Origin of the sequence: Timaviella obliquedivisa GSE-PSE-MK23-08B (genome assembly GCA_019358855.1) — a bacterium.
Classification (GTDB): Bacteria; Cyanobacteriota; Cyanobacteriia; order Elainellales; family Elainellaceae; genus Timaviella; species Timaviella obliquedivisa.
This window is the reverse complement of record JAHHII010000005.1, coordinates 227,662-250,103: the sequence shown is the minus strand read 5'-3', so window position 1 is coordinate 250,103 and position 22,442 is coordinate 227,662. Positions and strand designations below refer to the sequence as shown.

Sequence of the window (22,442 nt, the reverse complement as noted above, 5' to 3'; positions counted from 1 at the left end):
ATCTTCACCAAGACCTCAGAAGAGCCCCCAAAGTCAGGAAGATAACGCCACCAAATCCCATAAAAGCAGCTTGCAGTCCCAAAAATTGGGCACGGGCAGCATCTCTGTAGTAATCTGCAATGAGAGTAGTTGCTGTGGTCATGATTCCTGCCACACTTAAGCCCAGCAGCACTCGCCCTAGCAGCATTAACCCAATCTCATTGAGCAAAAAGCCAGAACTGCCCGCCAAGCCATAAAGAAAAACCGAAGTAGCCAGTAACCCTTTACGCCCAAAGCGATCGATGATTGTTCCAGCGATGGGCGCACCGATCGCAATAAAAAGCGCTGGGGCAGTTAATATGAGCCTCACCCAATAATCAGCATTGGCAACCTCGGAAAAATACTGCCGCATGGCTGGGAGAGCCGGGGCGATCGTTGCGCCTGCCATCACGGTCAGGGCACTGACCAGCAGTAGCGTTATTTTGACGAGAAAAGTATCAGGACTACGGGATTTCATCATATTTTCAGGACAAGGTTTGCACGTAGTTTGGATAGCGGCAGTTGTGATCTTTTAAGCTTGAATCATGCCTGCTAAACTCAGCCGAAGCCCTGATTAATGAGTTGAACTGGGTAACATCACCGCCATTGCTTTTTCAAGGGCTTTGGGATCTTTGAGCAACTGTGCTGCCATTTGTTTAGCTTGTTCACCAGGATAAACATCCTCAACGCCATCGATCGCGGCTTGTAGGGCATCGTTGACTACCTCTTCCGGCGACACTTTCGGGTCAGGATAGGATTTTCCCATGCCACTATCAATGGTCGCAGGCAAGACGGCAATGACTAAGGTTCCCTGTGCTGCCAACTCTGCTCGGACTCCCTGGGTGAGCGATAGCGTTGCTGCTTTAGAGGCGCTGTAGCTGCCGTTGAAGGGAAGATTGACGCGCGCTACCATCGATGCCATGTTGATAATTGCTCCGCCCCCAGTTTGCTTCAGCACAGGCGCAAAGGCACGACACATCATCAAGGTTCCGAAATAGTTCACTTCCATTTCCATGCGAGCTTGAGATAAATCAGACGCTGCAATCAACCCTTGATTGAATCCAACCCCGGCATTGTTGATTAGAAATGTCACGTCTTGACATTGGGCTGCTGCCTGGTTTACCGCTTCTTCATGGGTGATATCTAGGGCAACCGGAATAATCATGTTAGGGTCAGTCGCTACCAGGTCGGCTAGCGAATTGGAATTACGAGCCGCCGCATAAATTTTGGTAGCACCTCGCGATCGCAATGCCTCCACATAATATTGACCCAAGCCTCCATTGGCTCCTGTCACCAGCGCAACTGAATTCGCAATTTCCATCTTTTTCCTCGCTTATAAAATGCCGCCATTCACCTGAATGACCTGTCCATTTATCCATGTCGCCTCATACGACTCCGATGCCAGAAACGCATCGGCAAATAAAGTACGTGTACTTTCGATATCACTAATATCAGGTTGAACTGCGATTGTCCTTTGCACAACTTTGCTGAACGCTTCTGCGCTATTGTTTTTAATCGTTTCAACAACCGCTTCTGCCTGATCTCAATTGCCAGCATAGGTAATCACTACATTCGCACCGTCATGCCCCAACCGTTCTGCAATCCGATCGTCCAATCCCGCGCGATGCACCTGTAACAAGGGCTACTTTTCCTGCCAACGACGACTTTTCCTGCCAATGACGACATTGCTCTGTCTCCTGAACGAACTCAAACTGATTCTTGACCAAACCCCAAGGTATACTTCGACTGACTTTTTGGGAAGTACTTACTTTTTTGTAAGTTCCTATAAGCTCAGAGGAGAATGAGTTAATGCAATCGAATTAAACTGACGGTATATTGTTCGTGCAAATGACGCTTAAGGTGTTGGGCGGCAAGTGGAAGCTTTTGATTTTGTGGCATCTCAAGGATGGTGAAAAACGATATAGCGAGTTAAAACGATCTACGCTGAAATTCTTCACCGCTACAAAGGCTGGATTGTTAAAGTGAAAAAATCCAATTATTTGTGAAAGGCCTTATTTCATCATGGTTCACTTCGGTTTGTTTTGCCCGCCCGGTTCTGGGCACCTTAACCCGATCGCTACCCTGGGGCATCAACTTCAGCATCGGGGGCATCGCGTTACCCTCATTAATATTGTGGATGCTCAGACAGTCGCAGAGACCGCCGGAATTGAGTTTTATCCAATTGGGCAAGCAGAATTTCCGCCTGGCTCATCCGCACAAACTCAGGAGAAACTGGGTCAATTGGATGGGCTGATCGCCGTGAAGTATACGATGGATTTGGTGCAGTCTGGAGCCGCTGTGGTGTTGCAAGAAGCTCCTGCTGTGATTCAACAGCTTCAGATAGAAGCATTGATTGTCGATCAAGTATCCCCCGAAGCAGGTTCGATCGCTGAAGCATTGGGACTACCGTTTATTAGTGTCTGCAATGCATTAATGCTAAACCAAGAACCTGCCATTCCACCGATCTTTACGGATTGGGAGTATGAGCCTGAATGGTGGGCACAAGTGCGAAATCAAGCGGCTCATTTTGGCTTAGCGATCGTTGGATGGTCGTTTCAATCCTTAATTAATCAGTATCGGCATCGGCATCAACTGCCGCCGCTATTGCAACCCAACGACGCTTTTTCAAAGCTGGCGCAAATCAGCCAATCTCCGGCTGCCTTTGAATTTCCCAGGCAACAATTGCCAGACTGCTTTCATTTTACCGGGCCTTGGCACGCCGCCAACACGCGGACTGCAACCACATTTCCCTATGAGCAACTAACAGGACAACCACTTATTTATGCGTCTCTGGGAACGGTACAAAATCGACAATTTGAGACGTTTCGCACGATCGCCCAAGCCTGCGATGGTCTAGGTTGTCAACTGGTGATCTCACTGGGTAAACATCTGGATACGACCGCGCTGCCGACCTTTGCTGGATCACCGATCGTCGTGGGCTATGCTCCCCAGCTAGAACTATTGCAACAAGCCAAACTCGTCATCACTCATGCAGGGATGAACACAGCTTTAGAAACCCTGAGTTGTGGAGTCCCTATGGTTGCCATCCCCATTACCAATGATCAACCTGGAGTGGCTGCCCGGATTGCTTGGACGGGGGCTGGAGAGCAAGTTCCGCTGTCACAATTGAGCGTTCCACTGCTGAAAAGTGCGATTGAAAAAGTGCTGAACCAACCCCGTTATCGAGAGCAAGCACAGCGCCTTCAACAGGCGATCGCTCAATCTGGAGGCGTGACTCGAGCCGCCGATATTATTGAGCAAGCGGTTTCATCTTTTCAAAGTTCACAGCAGTGACTCCCTTCGACTCGTGAGTCACTGCGGCACGATGTCATGCCCCCTCACCCATAAGCTTCCAAAAAACTTCTGGGAATGGTGTTCGTCTTCTATTTTTTTGCAAGGTAAATCCTTAACTACAAAATGAGTATCAAGGTGTAACCTGAAAGTAATCAATATACTTAGTCTTATGGCACACCCCACCCAACGCCGCCCCGAAAACGTGAGTGGTGATTTCTACGTTGATTCCACTTGCATCGACTGTGATACCTGTCGATGGATGGCTCCAGAAACTTTTTATGAAGCAGGCGCTCAATCTGCGGTTTATCACCAGCCGCGTAGTGAAGCAGAGCGTCTGAGAGCGATGCAGGCATTATTGGCTTGTCCAACTGCATCAATTGGAACCGTCGAAAAGCCGCAAGATGTTAAGCAGGTACATCACAGCTTTCCTATTCCCATTACAGAAACTGTGTATCACTGCGGCTATCACGCCGAAAATTCCTATGGGGCTGCCAGCTATTTTATTCAACGAGCAGACGGTAATGTGTTGGTTGATTCACCTCGCTTTGCACCTCCTTTGGTAAAAAGATTGGAAGAGATGGGCGGCATTCGTTATCTCTATCTGACTCACCGAGATGACGTGGCAGATCATCAAAAATTTCACCAGCACTTTGGTTGCGATCGCATTCTCCACAAAGATGAGATCAACCGTTCCACTCAGAGTGTTGAAATTCAACTATCAGGGATAGATCCAATTCAGCTAAAACCCGATCTGTTGATCATTCCCGTTCCAGGTCATACTAAAGGACACACGGTATTACTCTACAACAACACTATTTTGTTCACGGGAGATCACCTCGCCTGGTCTTCTGACCTCAATCACCTGTATGCGTTTCGGAGAGCCTGTTGGTACTCTTGGACAGAACTTATCCAATCGATGAAGCGGCTAGCCGGTTATTCATTTGAGTGGGTATTGCCAGGACATGGTCGTCGCTTCCATGGCGATCGCCAAACCGTTGCAGAGCAAATGCAAAAATGCTTGGTTTGGATGGAAACTCAGTAGCTCAAGTTCGATCTAAGAATTGAAAGAAATATAGACGTTTATCGATACCTAGCCTGTTGCATGGGAACAGAGAGAGCGATCGCCTTTTATGCTAAAAGGTGGAAGGGCGATCGCATTATCTCAGATCATAAAGACCGAGCAAGGTCAAATAGACGGCTAAACTACACCTTTCGGCACATAGTTAGGAGCAGGTTTGCTGGTAACCTTAGCTGTGACCAGTGTTTTAAATTTCTAGAGGAACAGAATATGAGTTGGCTAAGTAGATTGTTTCCCGGCAGTAAAAAACCCGCCGCAGGTGCGCCTCCAGTAGCAGCAACTCCTAGCCCTACTGCTGCCAGCCCCACTGCTGCCAGTCCTACTGCTGATAGTATTCCTCCTGCTAAAGTTGGTTTAAACGGAGAGTTTGATGAAAGCGGTCTGGCTAAGCGCGTAGCACTAGCGTTTGACGAAGCGGATGGCTTAGATGATATCGAAACCCTCTGGGTTGCTCAACTCAGCGACAAGGTTGTGCTCAAAGGCAAAGTGCCAAGCCAGGCGCTTCTCGATAAAGCGGTTTCTGTGGCTAGTGGTGTACATGGCGCAGAGGGTGTGGATACTAGTGAAGTAACTGTAGGTTAACGCTATTTTGGTAAGGGCAGATCCCAAGCGCTGGATCTGCCTTTCTGTCTTCCTTAGCTCATTGTTTAATGATGCGTTGCAAAATAGAAGGGCGCAAGGATTAATACACAGTTCTTGGTCGAAGCGTCTTCACCCCCAAACACGTGCTAGTAACTTGTTTGGCGGCAATGTTCAACATACTGTCCTTATACTGTCCTTGCTCGTGAGTTGTCCTTAGATATTTCTGCCGAAGAGCATTAACTAATTGAGCCACTAAAGTTGCCATCTGTTAATAAAACAGACAAGATAGCGTAAACTTCTCAAAAGCAAGACCTGGCACCAGGCTTATCGGTAAACGTCGCCACATTGGGCAGTAACAACACACGACCAATGTTTAACGTAGAAATGTTGCCCAAGTCTCCTATTTCAAATAGACCAGTTGCTAAGTTGGAACTATTGTTATCCAACCGTATTCCAGAAAGGGTCGTGTTGGTCAGTGCTACCACACAAACCTTAGCCGTGTTACTAGATAGAGCAACTACTACATCATCAGAATCCGCTTGATTGTTAGACACATTATTGTTGACCAAATCAGTCACTGATGTGGAAATATCATTGGCTTGTAAGCTGATGCCTAGACCACCATTTCCAGAAATAATGTTGTTGCTAATTCCTTGCGAACCATTAGAGCCATCAGTAACATACTCTTGAAACGAGGCATTGTTAGATATGCCTTGAATACCAGCACCCCTGTTGTTCCGAATTGTGTTGCTATCGATCGCAAATTCCTGTGCAGAAGATTCATTTGCATTGATATCAATTCCAGCCCCTCGGTTATTCTCAATGATGTTATTTCGGACAAAGACTTCCTGTGCAGAAGTAGAAGTTCCCCCTGCAATTCCACCCTGGACTTGGATACCCGCACCGCCATTATTACTAATAAAACTTTGATCCAGATACACTTCTTGAGAGGCAGTATTAGCAGCTTGAATCACCACACCTTGGGCACCATTATTCTGAATTTCACCATCCTGGAAGGAAAGCTGTTGGTTTCCAGATCCATTGGCTTGAATGCGTAAGCCTTGTTCACGGGAGTTCGTAATAGTCGTGTTACGAATGCTGATATTTTGCTGAGGATCAATGCTACGGATGCGATCGCCCTCCGAGAGTAATTCCAGACCTACTCGCTGATTCTCTAACCGCTGGCGATTCATCGTCACTTCGATTGCAGCATCAATGCTATTGCGAATGAGAATACCTTGTCCCGAACCTGCTCCTCCTCTAGAGGCAGTTACCGTGTTGTCAAACATCACCACACTGCCCGCAACGTTATCAAGAAAAATGCCTCGCTCACTCGAATTGGTAAGAGTGTTACTCCGCAGTTCTATATCGGTCACGTTGTTAGCAGCAATGCCATTTCCCGTTGCATCCAAAAGCTGAAACCCAGCAAGAGTTGTGCGATTGCCCATTGTTACCAAATCAGCGCTACCGCCTTGAATCCGAGGAAAGTTGCGATCGCCAGATAAAGGCAAGCGAACCAAGATTCCATCCTCGTAGTTTGGCACAGGCGAAAAGGGCAACCGCACTCTGGCTCTAGGAAATCCAGGAAACGGTAACCCTGCCAAGAACTGAGCAGGAGCTTGAGAAAAGACTTGGACGCGATCGGGAATGGTAAAAGCTGGAATCGCTGGATTGCTCCCACGATCAACATAGACAATATCGTTACCATCAGAGCGAGTATTATTGAGCGCAGCTTGAACTGTGCCAAATGGTTTTTCAAATGTACCGTCTCCTCCTACAGAACCCAAGGTAACGTGTTGAAAGCGGTAGGGACGTTCTTCTTCAGGATTTTCTAACGGACGGACATCGCGTTCAACTTGCGTATCTACTTCGCGCTGAGTCTCAATGATAATGCCAGGAGTACGGGCAATGGGTTCACCAAGACGAGCCACGACAGTTTCAGCAGGTTGAACGCGATCGCGACCGCGAATTCCTGGAAATGTGAACGCAGCCGAGAACGAGAAATTAGTACCAAACTTCTCGTCATTTTGTAGTGCTACTCCCAAGTTGACGTTACGATTAGGGTCAGCATCAAGGCGCAGTCGCCAACCGAGTGTGCTATTACTGCCTGCTGCATCATAGAAGTAAACCCCACCATAGCCGCGTAAATCACCTGTTTCCCAGTGGGCTAACCGGGCACCGACTTCTACATCAAAACCACCTAGCGCAGCTTCGTAGCCACTAACCACTTGGCGTGTGCGCTCTCTGCCTAGAACAAATTGATGTTGTTGAAAGCCTCTGACATTTCTGAAGCCACTGTCGAAGCTAGTTTCATCAGTTAGTTCACGCGTGTCGCCAATGGGGAGGTAAGCATTTGCCCGGAAGTCCCAAGTTCTGCCTAAGCTCTCGACTCCTAAACCAATTTGGTTAAAGGAGTTTTCGTCAGTTTGTTGATGATCAAACCCAAGGTAACCACCCCAAATTCGATTTTTGCTGTCATTGTAATAGCGATAGCCTAGGAGAATGTTGCCGCCCACATCGCCACCGTTGTCGAGGAGGAATTCACCCTCTAAAAATGTGATGCGTTGCCCAGCAGTTTGGGCGAGAGGAACGAAGCCTTCGAAACGACTAGTGCCATCAATAGCACCCTGAGAACTGTTGTGTCCGACACCTAGTCTTGCAGGAATGCGAGAAACGTCTGGGGTTTGGGCAAGTACAGTATAGGGAGATGCCGTCAGTATTAATAATATTGCGATGCTTGAAACTTTCATTGAAATTATCCTGCGAATGCTACGAATTCTCTCGCTAATACAGGTTACCTATTTCGTTGGTAAAACCTATCAAGTGCCTAGAAGCCCACAATTTCAGCGAGAAAACTGGAGGCAAAACGAATGGAATCAAAGAAGGGGGGCAGAAGGCAGTTATTTGCCTCCCTTCCGATATTTAGAACTTAAAGTGGCGCGCTTTTAGAGTGTTAGCGTTAACATCTTCGAGCATACCGAGGGTATATTCTTTGCCTTTAAAGCTCACATCAATAAGGGTGTCTTTGCCACTTTGTTGAAGTTCGATATTGCTCATGGAGCCTCTACGATTGAAGATTTTTCGGAGGTCAAAGCGGTCTTTGACGATTTCAAAATCTGTGATGACATCGTTGAATTCTTTCACTGAACGATATCTAAAGATGTCCCGTCCTTGTCCTCCAGTGAGTACATCTTTGCCCAGTCCACCAATCAAAAGGTCGTTGCCCCGGTAGCCTCGAATAATATCATCCCCTTCATCACCATGGAGACGATCGTTTCCGTCACCACCGTTGATAATGTCCTTGCCTTCCCCCCCGTAAATTCTATCCTTACCGCGATCGCCGTTCAGTACATCATCACCGTCGTTTCCTAGTATCAGATCATCACCATCGCCGCCGCTGATGCTGTCATTTCCTGTTCCTCCTTGAATGTCATCATTATCTGTTCCACCGTTAATGGTGTCGTTCCCCTCATCACCGCGTAGAACATCGCGATCGCTACCACCATTAATTAAGTCATTCCCACCCCGACCGTAGATAATATCGCGATCGCTGAAGCCGTTGAGAATATCATCACCATCAGTGCCAATGATAGTATCAGAACCGTTAGTGCCTTTAGGAGGACTGACGGATATCTCCATGAAGTCAGGAGTACCGTTGTTATTACTGTCTTTGAACGGTGGACGATTACCGCCACCAAAACCCGCGCCTTTATCGGCTAGATCAAGGATGCCGTCTCCGTCAGAATCACTTCCATCTACCATCTTGTCGCCGTTGCCATCAAGATAGCCAGATCCGCTTTCAGCAAGGTCGCTTAAACCATCGTTATCACTATCGAGATCTTGGAAGTTGGGCTTTTTATCTCCATCCGTATCAATGGGAGTGTAGTTGAGGACACCACTGTCTGGTGTAGTTTCTAAAGAGTTGGATAGACCATTGCTGCCAAAGTTATTAATTGGGTCAATGACACCATCATTATCTTTGTCGAGGATGGCAATTGTAGCGGTGCTTAATCCGCTTTCTTGAAGGTCGGTAATGCCATCATTATCAGCATCAAGATCCAAAGTGTCTAGAATGCCGTCCCCGTCTGTATCTCGGCTAGGATTACCGTTTTGTTCGATGAGGTCGGGGATGCCATCATTGTCATCATCAAGATCTGAAGAGTCAGAAGAGCGATCGCCGTCAGAGTCAAACAGAATCGTTGTCGTCGCGATACTACTATCTTTCTCACCGTCATTCACTATAACGGTAACGGTACGATTACTTGTATTCTTCGCAACAATGGTGTTCTTATAAGTGATGGAAGCGATCGCCGCTTGATAATCTGCAATGGATGCACTACCTGTAAGCTTCAAAATTCCGGTGAGGGGATCGTAGGCAGAGGCGTTGATTCCCCTAGGTAAAGTCCCGGTGAGGACAAGACCTTCAGAAGCACCATTGAAGCGAGTAGTCAGGGTAACGATAGCAGACTCCATATTAGAGTCGTCTACGTCGGTAATCCTGACATCGGTATCACCAATTTTGGCTAACTGTCCAGGGGTGTAAAGCACTTGGTAGTTAGTGCCTGTGATGCCACTGCTATCATTGCTATCTAAGTCAATGATGGGTGCAAGGTTAGAGGCAACGTTGAAGGTAATTGTGTTCGGAATAGCATCAAACTCGGTGGCAGTATCGCCGCTGTTGTCTTTGACTGAGAAAGTGAAGTTAGCGTAATTGTTGCCGTTGGTGCCTGGCGCGATCGTGAAAACGAGCTTGTCCGCTGCAATCTCAGTAGCACTGATGACTTGCCCAGCCGTAACGTTAGTGCCATTGAGTTGGAACGTGCCGTTAGTGGGAATGGTATCGATACGAATACCGCTGAAGGTGTCATCGTCAGCATCGGCAAAACCGAAGTCATTAATAGTCAGAGGATAGCCAATGCCACCAGTTGCTGAGATAGTCTTATCTTGTCCGGTGGGTGCATCTTTGACAGGTGCGACATTGAAGGTGATCTGGTTGGGAGTAGGGTCGAACTCGGAAGCCGGATCACTGCTGCTGTCTTTGACGGAGAAGGTGAAGTTGGTTGATTCATTGGCGTTAGGGGCTGGAGTAAAGATGAGCTTATCTGCGGCGATATCAGTAGAGTTAATGACTTGACCGATCGTAATAGGTGCGCCATTGAGGGTGAATGTGCCATTGGTAGGTAGCGTGTCGATGCGAACGCCGCTAAGCGTATCGCTAGGATCGACATCACTGAAGCCAAAGTCGGCAGTAGTTAACGGGTAGCCTGTATCTTCAACAATTGAGATGGCTTTATCTTGTCCAGTGGGCGGATCGTTGGTAGGTGAAACGTTGAGGGTGATGGTGTTGGGAACTAGATCAAATTCTGTGACAGGATCACCACTGCTATCCCTAACCGAGAAGGTAAAGGTGTTACTTCCAGTGATATTGGCGGCAGGCGTAAAAATGAGGTTGCCCGCCATGATGTCAGCCGCGCTGATAATATCACTAACCGAAACAGGTGTGCCATTGAGGGTGAATGTGCCGCTGGTGGGTAGAGAGTTAATGCGAACGCCAGAGAGACTATCGCCAAGGTCAAGGTCGCTGAACCCAAAGTCGCTAGTGGTGAAAATGTAGGATGCATCTTCGCCAGTAGGAATGGTCTTATCCTGTCCGGCTGGTGGATCATTAACAGGCGTAACGTTGAAGGAGAGAGTGTTGGGGGCAGTGTCAAATTCTGTCGCTATATCTCCACTACTATCTTTTACTGAGAACGTAAAATTATCATTACTTGTTGAGTTCAGAGCAGATGTAAAAGTTAGATTCCCAGCGATGATGTCTGCGGTAGAAATGACTTGCCCAACCGTGATACCAGTTCCGTTGAGTTTAAGTGTTCCGATGGGTAACGAATCAATGCGAACGCCAGAGAGGGTATCGCCCGGATCAATATCGCTAAAGCCAAAGTCGGCAGTAGTAAGCGGATAGCCTACGTCTTCAACAGCAACGATCGCCTTGTCTTGTCCAGTAGGGGAATCGTTGATGGGAGCAACGTTGAAGATAATGGTGTTGGGCAAAGGATCAAATTCTGTGGCAGAGTCGCCACTGCTGTCTCTAACAGAGAAGGTAAAGGCAGCGTTGTCATTGCCGTTGGAATCTGGTGCGGAGGTGAAGGCAAGTTTCCCGGCGGCGATATCAGCGGCGCTGACGATTTGACCGGGAGCGATCGCAATTCCATCAAGGGTAAATGTACCGCTAGCGGGAGGAGTATCGATGCGAACGCTGGAGAGGAAATCACCTGGATCAACATCACTGAAGCCGAAATCGCTAGTGGTGAAAATATAAGGCGTATCTTCAAAAGAGGCGATCGCATTATCTTGACCGCTCGGTGGATCGTTGGCAGAAGTGACATTAAAGGTCAAGGTATTGGGTGCAGTATCAAACTCATTGACAATATTCCCGCTGCTGTCTTTGACGGAAAAGGTAAAGGCATCATTGCCGCTAGTATTGACCGCAGGTGTAAAGACTAGATTTCCAGCGGCAATGTCTCCAGCGGAGATCACTTGGGCGATCATTACAAGGATACCGTTGAGTTCGAGTGTACCGTTGGGCAAGGTGTCGATGCGAACGCCAGAGAGGGTGTCGCCTGAATCAATGTCGCTGAAGCCAAAGTCGTTAGTCGTCAACAAATAGACTGTATCTTCAACGGTGGAGATAGTTCTGTCTTGTCCAGTGGGCGGATCGTTGTCGGGTAAAACGTTGAGGATAATGGTGTTAGGAACTGAATCAAACTCTGTTGCTGAATCTCCACTATTGTCTCTGACTGAGAAATTGAAGGAATTGTTACCAGTGGCGTTGGCAGCAGGGGTAAAAATAAGCTTACCTGCTGTAATATCGGCAGAGCTAATGATTTGTCCGACAACGACCTCGATACCACTAAATTTGAATGTGCCGCTGGCTGGCTGCGTGTCGATCCGAACGTCAGAGAGGATATCGCCCGTATCGATATCGCTGAAGCCAAAGTCATTAGTGGTGAAAACATAGGGCGTGTCTTCGACGCTGGAGATAGTCTTATCTTGCCCGGTAGGCGGATCGTTAGCTGGAGTGACATTGAAAGTGATTTTATTAGGTGCAATATCAAACTGAGTAGCTCCATCACCACTGCTATCTCTAACGGAGAAATTGAAGTTGCTGTAGTTGCTGCCATTTGCATCTGGCGCAGCAGTAAAGATTAGGTTTCCAGCCGTAATATTAGCCGTGGTAATGATTTGTCCAGCCGTGACTAATGTGCCATTGAGTTTCAGCGTGCCGTTACTAGGAAAGGTGTCAATGCGAACGCCAGAGAGATTATCACCTGTATCAATGTCTGCAAAGCCAAAGTCTGCAACGGTAAGCGCATAGTCCGTATCTTCGATCGCCGTAATGGTCTTGTCTTGTCCCGTCGGTGGATCATTTTTTGCGGTGATGTCAAAAGTGATAGTGTTAGAAGCAGTATCGAACTGAGTAGCTAGATCACCACTGCTATCTTTAACAGAGAAAGTGAAATTAGCATAGTTGTCACCGTTGCCGTTCAGAGCAGTGGTAAATATTAATTTATTAGCGGTGATATCAGCCGTTGCGATGATTTGTCCGGCTGTGACTGGAACGCTGTTAAGTTCGAGTGTGCCATTAGTCGGCAATGAGTCAATGCGAACGCCAGAGAGACTATCACCTGTGTCAATATCTGCAAAGCCAAAGTCTGCAACGGTGAGGATATAGTCTATGTCTTCGATCGCCGTAATGGTCTTGTCTTGTCCCGTCGGTGGATCATTCGTTGGAGTAACATTGAAAGTGATAGTGTTGGGAGCTAAATCAAACTCAGTAGCTGGAAGACCACTACTATCTTTGACGGAGAAGTTGAAGTTATCATAGTTTGCGCCATTGGTATTGGAGACAGCAGCGAAAACCAGATTGCTAGCAATAATGTCAGCTATAGCGATATCTTGTCCAGCAATGACTAATGTACCATTGAGTTTGAGAGTACCGTTGGTGGGTAGCGTGTCAATACGAACACTGCTGAAAGTATCGCCATCAACGTCAGCAAAGCCAAAGTCAGCGATAGCTAAAACATAGTTTGTGTCTTCTAGTGTAGTAATGGTTTTGTCTTGCCCAGTGGGTGCATCATCTACTGGAGTAACGTTAAAAGTGAAGGTATTGGGAGTTGCATCAAACTCCGTAGCTATTATGCCACTATTGTCTCTGACTGCAAAAGTAAAGTTGCCGTAAGGTGCGCCGTTTTCATCAAGATCGGGCACAAATTTGAGCTTGCTACTGTTGATATCAGTTAACGAGACCACGACATTTGCAACCGTGATGTCAACGCCATTCAGTTGCAGTTTTCCATTGCTTGGCAAACTGCTAATTTTTACTGCTGATAAAGTATCAGTTGGATCGGCAGGATTACTGAAACCAAAGTCGATCGCTGCAAACGTATAGCTTGTATCTTCAGCAATAGTCTTTACGTTATCAGCACCGTTAGGTGCATCGTTCACAGATGTGACTGAAGTAGTGAGAGGAATAGTGCCACTGCTATACGGCGTAATTCCACCTGTACCTAAGGCAGTTAGGTCAAGAATGTTTCCAGTCGTAGCTGTGCCAGAGCTATCGATTAACTTGACTGTGAGACCACCGGGAGTGCCATTAAAATCTGCATTTGGGAGAAAGCGGAGTCCAGTTCCTGCTGCAATGACTAAAGCAGCGCTAGGAGTAGGATTGGCGATCGCTACCCAGCTTGTTCCGTTAAAGTATTGCCAAGTTCCCTGTGCTGCTGTGGCAGCATTATCAATAATTGCGACTCCAGCTAAAGTGTTCGCAGTTGAGCCACCCGCAACAGTATCGATAGTATCAGAGAATGTAGGAGTAAATAAGCTTGCGACCGTGGCTCCTGGAGGATTAGTCGCATCTTCATCAATGGTAGCCAATGACGCTATACCAGTGGCGATCGGGGCATCATTAACGGCGGTAATAGTGGTGGTGATGCTAACAGGGTTGTTTGACCACTGGTTTGCATTGCCACGATTAGCGGCAGAGACGTTAGATAGACTGCCTGTTGCTGGAAGCCCACCTGTGCCATCGGAGAGATAGACTCTGAGATTACCAGGTGCGCCATTGAAGTTAGCATTAGGAAGAAACCGAAGATCGGCAGTAGCAGGAAGAACGAGGGCAGACGAGGTGCCAACAGATGTAGGAATATCGATCCAACTGCCGCTTGTGTTGTATTGCCATTTGCCCTGGGCTGCTACAGCATTGTTTGAGTAAATAGCGATGCCTGCCAGGGGTGTGGCGGTTGAGCCTCCGCTTACCGTGTCTTTAATATCACTATATTTGCTGTTGAGCAGGGTAAAAGTATTGATTCCAGCAGGGTTGGTTAGGTCTTCTGCAACCGGAACGACGACGACACTAGCAGAACCCGGAACGACAGGTGCATCATTAATAGGAGTAACGGTGATGTCTACGGTTTTAGTAGTTGTTTTTGCACCGCCTGTCCCAGAGTTGCCCAAATCGTCAACAAGAATTATTAAAGTATCCTTGCTGCCCCCCAAAGTATTATAGTCAGCGTTCCCTTGATACTTGAGGGTATTGAGCGCAGTGTTAATTGCGGACTCTGTGCCTTTGATAGTCACAGTGCTAGTATTATCGGCACCGCTAACAATTGTTAGTCCTGCTAGACTGCCCAACGTTAGTTTATTGCCAATGCCTACACTGAGGCTGACTTGCAAGAGCTTGCCAAAGTCATCTGGGTCATCAACTCTAAGGGAATTGGCAGCAAAAGTGAATTGTATATCTTCAGTTGCGATAACGCTGGTGGGAGCCGTCAAGACAGGGGCATCGTTAACACCACTCACGTTAATGAGAACGGTTTTGATATCGGTTAGTTCACCACCTGTGCCACCGATCGCGGTTCCACCGTTGGCTTGATCTCTGGCGGTTACTTTGAGGGCAACAGTGGCATCCACGTTACTATTTGCAGGTGTGTAAGACAGTCCGTTGAGGGCTGCATTCACCTGGGCTTTAGTTCCTGAAATGGTGACAGACGCAGTATTGTCGTTAATAATCGTAGCGCCTGAGCCTGTCGCAACTTGCACACTGCCGTAAGGTGCAGCGCCATTTAATGCCTCGACTGTAACGGTAAAGGTATCTAGCCCGTTACCGTTAGAACCGAGATCTTTCGCATCATCGATAGAAATGAGATTGGCACCGTTGAAAGTGAGGGGGTTACCGTCTTCGATCGCCAACGTTGAGCTAGGAGCCGCGATCGTAGGCGCATCGTTGACGGGAGTCACTGTAATCGGAATATTTTGAGTGACGCTTTGTGCACCGCCTGTGCCCAAGTTTCCCGCATCGTTGAACACAACGCTGAGGTTGTCGCTACCGTTATATTCAGGGTTACCCTTGTATGAAAGGCTGGCGATCGCGGCGTTAATATTAGCAAGACTTCCAGTTAAAGTGATTGTTCCAGTTCCATTCGCACCCCCACTAATTATGGCTGCACCAGGAGTAAGATTTAGCGTTCCTTGGTTGACAGATAAGGTGACAGTATTATTAGTTGTGCTAAAGGAGTCAACGTCTTGAATGGCGATCGCATTTGCGCCTGTGAAATTGAGGGTTGTATCTTCTGAAACACTAACAGATGCGGGTGTGGTTGGAATAGTCGGTGCATCGTTGACATTAGAAGCATTAATATTAATGGTTTTAGTGACCGTTGTAGGTTGAGGAATGAGCGCATCAGGTCCACCATTATTTCGGTCATCAACAGTGACGACTAGAGAGACAATCCGATCTTCGTCAGCGGGAACTTGGACTTGCAATCCCTCTAAAGCCGCCTGGATATCTGCCTTTTTTCCTTCAAAAACAATCTTGCCGCCCGCGACGCCGTTTGTGCCAGTGGAAACAGTTACACCAGTGGTAGAACCTAGCGTTAAAGTGCTGTTTGTGTAAGTAGCACCCGCTGTTTGCAGATCCAGGGTGACACGGATAATGTCTATTTCGCCGACATCAAGGGCAACGAGGTCGGGATCAGTAAAGGTGATGGCGTTGCTATTAGCGGTACTAAATACGAGAGGAGCCGTAGTGGCAAAAGTCTGAGTAGCAGGAACGGTGAGAGTTGGTGAATCGTTGGTAGGCGTGATAGTAATACCGTAACTACCAGGAACAGGAGGGGCAGCGCCATCGCGAACTTCAAAATTGAAGCTGTCGGTATAGAACTCAGTGCCATCGTGCTTATAGGTAACTCGGTTATTGTCTAAATCGTCTTGGGTGAAGACACTGCCGACAGCTAGAGTTTTACCATTCAGTAGAATGGCTCCGCGAGTCGTTTTACTAGTAATAGCGTACTGTCTTTGAATTGTACTGTTATCGGGGTCAGTATAAACGAGGCGAGGCTCACCGATTAGAGCATTCGATCCTTTGATAGTGCCGGTTCCTGCTTCTGAGACAACCAGGTTGACGACTGGCGTTGATGGCTCAGGCGCATCGTTGATTTTAGCAATCTCAATGTTGATAGTTTGGATAGGACTAAAATTGTTGAGAGCACCAGAATCGTCAAGGGCTTGTACCTTGAAGCTATCGGCAACGTTCTCATCCCCTCCATGAACATATTTCAGCTTGTTACTCGTGAGTTGATTGTTAGTGATAATCAGTGTCCCAAAGTTTGAGGCATCGATCTTCACATAGCCTGAACCTTGATCAACGTAGAGATCGCCATTGACAGGAAGTTCCGTTACTTTGAAGGTGAGAGAATTGGTGGTGGCAAAGCCTTGCCCTATTTTTTCACCAGAGCCATCGATATCACTGAGGTTAAAGTTTGCGGTGGTGATAACCTGTTCTGTATCTTCTGCCAGTGAAACCGTTGTGCCGACGGTAAGGATAGGGTTATCATTTTGGGGAATAACATCTAATTTGAACTTCTGGTTTTTCAGTAGGTTAGTGCCATCGCTGACTGAAAAGGTGACATCAATATCAATAAAGTCTTCACTGCCATCATGCTGAAAAGAGACTTTACCATCATTGATATCTTTCTGAGTGAAGGAGCCATACAAACCGGTAGGACTAGCATTGAGTTTAAAGGCCCCGTTGGTAGGAGATTTCTCAATGCGGTAAACGATCTGTTCTGGAGTATTGTCAGGATCAGTGACTAACAGCATGGCAGAAGTAATTCCGACTGAACCATCTTCTTAATTGTAGGAGAACCAACAGAGGGCTGACCGATGCCAAGATTGTTGGCGATCGTAGGTGCGGTATTTGTGACAACTGTAGGAGCGTTGCTTCCAGTTGCATCAACAATTGCATTGGGAGTAGAAATATCGATAGTAAAAGTGTTCTGAGCAATAACTCCGCCACTGTAAACACCCCCTTCTCGAACAGTGGGAAATTCTGTGATATTGCTGTCCCGCACTTCAAACTTGAAGCTATCAGTGAGATTTTGTCCGGCTGTAGTATTACGGTTGAAAACGTACTTTAGTCGTCCTTGGTTAATATCAGCTTGGGTAAAGGTTGCACCTAGTCCAATCTTGCTACCGTTGAGTTGTAGCGAACCTAATGTAGGATCGACAGCTTGACTGACGGTGTAAGTAAGCTGAGGGATACCCGAATCAGGATCGGTGACATTTAAGTCAGCGTTGGTAATGACAACTTCTCGGGTTAATGTTGTATTGAGGGTTACTCCGGTGTTTGTAGTGAGGGTTGGGTCATCGTTGTTGGGTTTAATACCAAGGATAATAGTTGTAGTTTTTGCTCCGGGTGTTCCTGTGCCGCCGCCATCGTCAAGTACTTCGATGTCAAAGGTGACATTAGGGGGATTGCCGAAGTTTTCGTCGTTGCCAAGGTGGCTGTACGTGAGGTTAGAGAGATCAGCAGAAGAAAAGGTTTGCCCAACCGTTACGGCGACACCATTGAAGTTCAAAGTTCCATGAGATAGATTAACAGGTTGGGAAAGAATTTTGATGGTGTAGTTAGTAGCGGTTTGATCTAAGTCGCTAATGGTGAGGGTGACAGGTTTGTTCGATTCACCTTCAAACAGAATGGCTGATCCAGTTACTGTGGGCAGTTGATTGATTGGCGTAATGGTGATGGGAATAGCTGTGGAACTAATGATGCCGCCTGCTCCATCAGCAACCGTGATGCTAAAGCTATCACTGGTGCCCCCTAAAGCAGTCGTTTGTGTCCCGTCATGAATGTATTTTAGATCGGGGATGCGATCGGAGGAGAAAGAAGATCCGACTGCGAGTTTACCTCCGTCTAGCATGAGGAAGCCTTTGCTAGGAAGGGCTGCAACTTTGACGATGATTTGAGCGGCAATATTATCTACGTCGGCAATGCCAAAGTTGGTGGCAACAAAGGTGGCATTACCCCCTTCTATGACAGTGGCAGTTGAGGGAGCGATCGTGGGGGCATCGTTGACAGGAGTAACAGCGATCGCCACTGTTTTAGTCACTGTTGTAAAGCCGTCGTTGCTAGAAATGCTCAACGTAGTGGTATCGGCATAGTTCAAACTAGGAGTATAGTTCATGCCATTAATAGCAGCATTAACTTGAGAAACGGTTCCTGTAAAAGTAATACTAGTGGCGTTACTTTCGGTAACGATGACTCCAGAACCAGTAGCTAGGGCAATTAGTCCTTCGGTAACACTGACCGTGACAGTTTGTGTATCGCCATCGGTATCGCTAATGGTTACACCTGTGATACCAATGACGGTTTCTTCAGATGTGGAACGGGGTGTGGTGACTGCATCGGTGATGACGGGTGGTGCAAGTACACCTGGGTAGGATTGCAGGACATCTGAAGCGATCGGGTTTTGGCTGTCGATCTGCCCAAGTTGATAGTTGAGTTGCCAGTTACTATCTGAGGCAGTGCGCCCAATTAAGGTTGTGGATGCGGCAATGCTGGCTCTGGTGAGGCGGTGAAGAGTTTGGATGAATTCAATTCCAGAATCGCCGAGGGCAACGTTGCAACTGTAGAGGAGAATTTGCGGATTGTAGGCATGGGCAAACCAAGTCGATAGTTCCCAGCTATGGTAGGCAATGGTGTCGTTATTAAGAGGGGTATTGCCGAGGTAGATGCAGCCGGGAACTCCGTGAGCTACGACAGTAAGAGTCGTGATGGCAGGATGCGATCGCAATACTTGACTAATTTGCATGATTCCGTTCTGATCTGAGTTTAGAACGAGAACTTCTACAGAAGGATGAACTCCATTGGCTAACATTGAGGAGTTTTCAACGCTGGCATCAACGACCAGTAGTTGAGTAGAAGCTTGGAGCGATCGCTCTAAGGACTTAACAGGTGCATGTAAACTGTCATTTAAGCAGATTGATGTAGAGTTAGCCATAGGAAGTCTTGATACTCAGATACAGAAATAAGAGAGGTGAAATGTCTAGTCTTTACAGGGAACTTGGGAAGGAAGATATTGGTTTTGTACTAAGCTATTGTTCCCAAGATAGAATTTTGAAGTGACAAACTTATGACGGTCATGGTTATTCGACACCGTCTTGATTCTTGTCAGATTTCGGTGGTCAAGAACTCTCAGCTTTTCTGACTGCGTCTTGAAGAATTTTAAGATCAGGATGACGCATCAAATGCCCAAAGCATAAGTCATGACTTCATTCCAAGTTCAATCTGGTTCCCCTGCCCTTGCAGGGAAGAGGCAAGAAAAACGTTTTAGTCATTGGCAATATTGCAAAGAATTAGCTGCAATGGAATGAGAGGCAGTGCTCTTGCTGAAACTTCAGCAGAGGTTTCACATTTCTATCTCTATCGCCTCATAATTTTCTGCCTTAGAGGATGTCTGAGAAGTCTAGGTTGCTATCCAATCCGCCCCCTAAATCCCCCAAAATGGGGGGTTGGGGGGCGAGTGTAAGAATCTTTGATACTTCTCAGACATCCTCTTAATAGCTATTGAATTTTTGTCAGAAAAAGTATTAAATGAGCTTTATAGAAAAATTATTTTTGCTGCGATCGCAAGTCTGCTATTAATACATTAATTCGCTCGGCAACATCAGCTTTTGCAGCAGGATCAGCATCATGCAAAAACACATCTAACACAAACCAACGGCACAAGAGAGGATCAACAAAGATTAGCCTGAGAATGAGTTGATTTAAAATCTCCGTTACCAGCGCGTCAGGTAAGCGACGAATTTCATCTCGAACGAACAAGGCACTTTCTAAGTCCCGATCTTCACCTACTTTTGTTACGGCTTGAACGACCGAATCCATCAGTTGGGGTAAATTGTTTCCCAACTGAGCCACTTCATTATTTGCTTCATTGTCTAGCGATTGATCGGACAAGGGACTAGCGTGGTAAAAAGTATAGTAATAGCCAGGGTAGTACACGTAACAGGTATTTGGCATTCGGAGAATCGAGCGCTTATACCAGCTACCCACTAGCAAACTCACAAACTCCTTCAGGCAAGCTTGAGCGTAATAGCTGACTTACTTAAACTGCGCCAACAGTGCTATTTTAACATCTCTCCCTAGACTGAATCATAGAAGATCTATCTTCTATCTAAAGTATGAAGACGCGTCAGTCTTTTGTAGGAAATAATCCCTAAGGGAAAGTATGTTCTTCCTTGAGAAGGTTTTTGCCTTAGAAACTTACTTTTCTTCAGCGTTATCCTTTAACCACCCTCGTTAACAGCCGTCGCAGAATATGACAACCGCTCAAACTTTTGCTGAAACCGATAGTCTAGACCTGAAGCAATTGCTTAAAGTTTTGACTGAAGTGAAGAAAGGAAACTTCTCGGTGCGAATGCCTTTTGATCAGACAGGCATCGCAGGTAAGGTTGCTGACACGCTCAACGACATTATTGACAAGAACGAGCAGATAACGACAGAGCTAGAGCGGATCAGTACGGTGGTGGGGAAAGAGGGCAAAACGAATGAACGAGCTTCGCTGGGCGGAGCAAAGGGTTCTTGGAAGGCTTGTGAAGGGTCGATCAACACGCTAATTGTAGATTTAGTGCAGCCCATGGCAGCAATCACACGCGTGATTCGATCAGTGGCAAATGGCGATCTATCCCAGGCGATCGCGACAGAAATTGAAGGGCGATCGCTGCAAGGGGAATTTCTGCAAACGGCGCAAATTGTCAACACCATGGTGGATCAGCTTCAATCCTTCGCCTCAGAAGTCACACGGGTGGCGCGGGAAGTGGGCACAGAAGGCAAGTTGGGCGTACAGGCAGAAGTGAAAGGCGTTGCCGGAACCTGGAAAGATTTGACCGATAACGTAAACTCAATGGCGGGGAACTTGACAGCGCAAGTGCGGAATATTGCCGAAGTGACAACCGCTGTGGCAAATGGTGATCTATCGAAGAAAATCACGGTAGACGTAAAGGGCGAAATTCTCGACCTGAAAAGCACCATCAATATCATGGTGGATCAGTTGAATTCTTTCGCCTCGGAAGTCACACGGGTGGCGCGGGAAGTGGGCACGGAAGGCAAGTTGGGCGTACAGGCGCAAGTCCCTGGTGTGGCTGGCACCTGGAAGGATTTGACTGATTCTGTGAACTCAATGGCGGGGAATCTGACGGCACAGGTTCGGAACATTGCCGAAGTGACAACCGCTGTAGCAACGGGCGACCTGTCTAAAAAGATTACCGTCGATGTTAAAGGTGAAATTCTGGATCTGAAAAGCACGATCAACACGATGGTGGATCAGTTGAATTCCTTTGCCTCGGAAGTGACGCGGGTGGCGCGGGAAGTAGGCGCAGAAGGCAAACTGGGCGGACAGGCAGAGGTAAAAGGTGTGGCTGGCACCTGGAAGGATTTGACCGATTCTGTGAACTTTATGGCGGGGAATTTGACCGGGCAAGTGCGAAATATTGCGGAAGTGGCAACGGCGATCGCCAATGGTGACCTCTCTCGCAAAATTACAGTCGATGTCAAAGGCGAAATTTTGGAACTGAAAAACACCGTCAATACAATGGTGGATCAGTTGAACTCCTTTGCCTCAGAAGTGACGCGGGTGGCGCGGGAAGTGGGCACGGAAGGCAAGTTGGGTGTACAGGCAGAAGTCCCTGGCGTTGCCGGAACCTGGAAAGACCTGACCGACAACGTGAACCTGATGGCGGGGAATTTGACTGGGCAAGTGCGAAATATTGCGGAAGTGGCAACGGCGATCGCCAATGGTGACCTTTCTCGCAAAATTACGGTCGATGTCAGAGGCGAAATTTTTGAACTAAAAAACACCGTTAATACGATGGTGGATCAGCTCAACTCCTTTGCTTCTGAGGTGACACGGGTGGCGCGAGAAGTGGGGGGTGACGGGAAGCTGGGGGGTCAGGCAGAAGTGCGCGGCGTGGCTGGCACCTGGAAAGATTTGACCGACTCTGTGAACTTTATGGCGGGTAGCTTGACGGCGCAGGTGCGGAATATTGCCGAAGTCACGACGGCAGTGGCAAACGGCGACCTGTCCAAAAAGATCACAGTGGACGTAAAAGGCGAAATCCTTGACCTGAAAAGCACCAT

The 22,442-nt window shown here is 47.3% G+C and carries 11 protein-coding genes and 1 pseudogene; 5 read left to right on the top strand and 7 right to left on the bottom strand.

Annotated elements, in window-relative coordinates:
• Positions 1-4: 4 nt before the first annotated feature.
• The 3 genes from KME11_11570 to KME11_11560 all read right to left on the bottom strand — a co-directional run bounded on the left by KME11_11570 (position 5) and on the right by KME11_11560 (position 1,498).
• Positions 5-496: an MFS transporter gene (locus tag KME11_11570; GenBank protein ID MBW4515852.1), complete on the bottom strand. Its 492-nt coding sequence runs from the start codon at positions 494-496 to the stop codon at positions 5-7.
• A gap of 96 nt (positions 497-592) precedes the next feature.
• Positions 593-1,339 (bottom strand): SDR family oxidoreductase, encoded by a 747-nt coding sequence (locus tag KME11_11565; protein MBW4515851.1) that lies wholly within the window; start codon positions 1,337-1,339, stop codon positions 593-595.
• A 12-nt stretch (positions 1,340-1,351) separates the two neighbouring features.
• Entirely contained in the window at positions 1,352-1,498 is a 147-nt protein-coding gene (locus KME11_11560; protein MBW4515850.1) for a hypothetical protein, read from the bottom strand.
• A gap of 368 nt (positions 1,499-1,866) precedes the next feature.
• On the opposite strand from KME11_11560, the gene KME11_11555 reads away from it, so the two are divergent.
• From KME11_11555 to KME11_11540, 4 genes are all read left to right on the top strand, one after another.
• Entirely contained in the window at positions 1,867-2,004 is a 138-nt protein-coding gene (locus KME11_11555) for a winged helix-turn-helix transcriptional regulator (GenBank protein MBW4515849.1), read from the top strand.
• A gap of 36 nt (positions 2,005-2,040) precedes the next feature.
• Positions 2,041-3,312 carry a glycosyl transferase family 1 gene (locus KME11_11550; GenBank protein MBW4515848.1) on the top strand — a complete coding sequence of 424 codons (1,272 nt, stop codon included), beginning with the start codon at positions 2,041-2,043 and terminating at the stop codon, positions 3,310-3,312.
• A gap of 169 nt (positions 3,313-3,481) precedes the next feature.
• Entirely contained in the window at positions 3,482-4,354 is an 873-nt protein-coding gene (locus KME11_11545; GenBank protein ID MBW4515847.1) for an MBL fold metallo-hydrolase, read from the top strand.
• 246 nt (positions 4,355-4,600) lie between these two features.
• Positions 4,601-4,972 (top strand): BON domain-containing protein, encoded by a 372-nt coding sequence (locus KME11_11540; GenBank protein ID MBW4515846.1) that lies wholly within the window; start codon positions 4,601-4,603, stop codon positions 4,970-4,972.
• Positions 4,973-5,271: 299 nt separating this feature from the next.
• On the opposite strand, the gene KME11_11535 is transcribed toward KME11_11540, so the two are convergent.
• From KME11_11535 to KME11_11520, 4 genes are all read right to left on the bottom strand, one after another.
• Positions 5,272-7,722: a right-handed parallel beta-helix repeat-containing protein gene (locus KME11_11535; GenBank protein MBW4515845.1), complete on the bottom strand. Its 2,451-nt coding sequence runs from the start codon at positions 7,720-7,722 to the stop codon at positions 5,272-5,274.
• 172 nt (positions 7,723-7,894) lie between these two features.
• Entirely contained in the window at positions 7,895-17,128 is a 9,234-nt protein-coding gene (locus KME11_11530; protein MBW4515844.1) for a hypothetical protein, read from the bottom strand.
• Positions 17,119-19,308, bottom strand: coding sequence for a DUF4347 domain-containing protein (locus tag KME11_11525; protein ID MBW4515843.1), 2,190 nt, complete (start codon positions 19,306-19,308; stop codon positions 17,119-17,121). Before KME11_11525 ends, KME11_11530 begins: the two co-directional genes overlap by 10 nt.
• A gap of 611 nt (positions 19,309-19,919) precedes the next feature.
• Positions 19,920-20,327: a hypothetical protein gene (locus KME11_11520; protein MBW4515842.1), complete on the bottom strand. Its 408-nt coding sequence runs from the start codon at positions 20,325-20,327 to the stop codon at positions 19,920-19,922.
• Positions 20,328-20,724: 397 nt separating this feature from the next.
• Here KME11_11520 and KME11_11515 point away from each other — a divergent pair.
• Positions 20,725-22,440 (top strand): annotated as a pseudogene (locus KME11_11515) (HAMP domain-containing protein).
• Positions 22,441-22,442 lie beyond the last annotated feature (2 nt).

Bases quoted from the DNA above. Each gene is read 5' to 3' on its own strand.
- KME11_11570 (MBW4515852.1), bottom strand. From the start codon at position 496: ATGAAATCCCGTAGTCCTGATACTTTTCTCGTCAAAATAACGCTACTG.
- KME11_11520 (MBW4515842.1), bottom strand. From the start codon at position 20,327: ATGCCAAATACCTGTTACGTGTACTACCCTGGCTATTACTATACTTTT.
- KME11_11540 (MBW4515846.1), top strand. From the start codon at position 4,601: ATGAGTTGGCTAAGTAGATTGTTTCCCGGCAGTAAAAAACCCGCCGCA.
- KME11_11565 (MBW4515851.1), bottom strand. From the start codon at position 1,339: ATGGAAATTGCGAATTCAGTTGCGCTGGTGACAGGAGCCAATGGAGGC.
- KME11_11530 (MBW4515844.1), bottom strand. From the start codon at position 17,128: ATGCTGTTAGTCACTGATCCTGACAATACTCCAGAACAGATCGTTTAC.
- KME11_11545 (MBW4515847.1), top strand. From the start codon at position 3,482: ATGGCACACCCCACCCAACGCCGCCCCGAAAACGTGAGTGGTGATTTC.
- KME11_11555 (MBW4515849.1), top strand. From the start codon at position 1,867: ATGACGCTTAAGGTGTTGGGCGGCAAGTGGAAGCTTTTGATTTTGTGG.
- KME11_11535 (MBW4515845.1), bottom strand. From the start codon at position 7,722: ATGAAAGTTTCAAGCATCGCAATATTATTAATACTGACGGCATCTCCC.
- KME11_11525 (MBW4515843.1), bottom strand. From the start codon at position 19,308: ATGGCTAACTCTACATCAATCTGCTTAAATGACAGTTTACATGCACCT.
- KME11_11550 (MBW4515848.1), top strand. From the start codon at position 2,041: ATGGTTCACTTCGGTTTGTTTTGCCCGCCCGGTTCTGGGCACCTTAAC.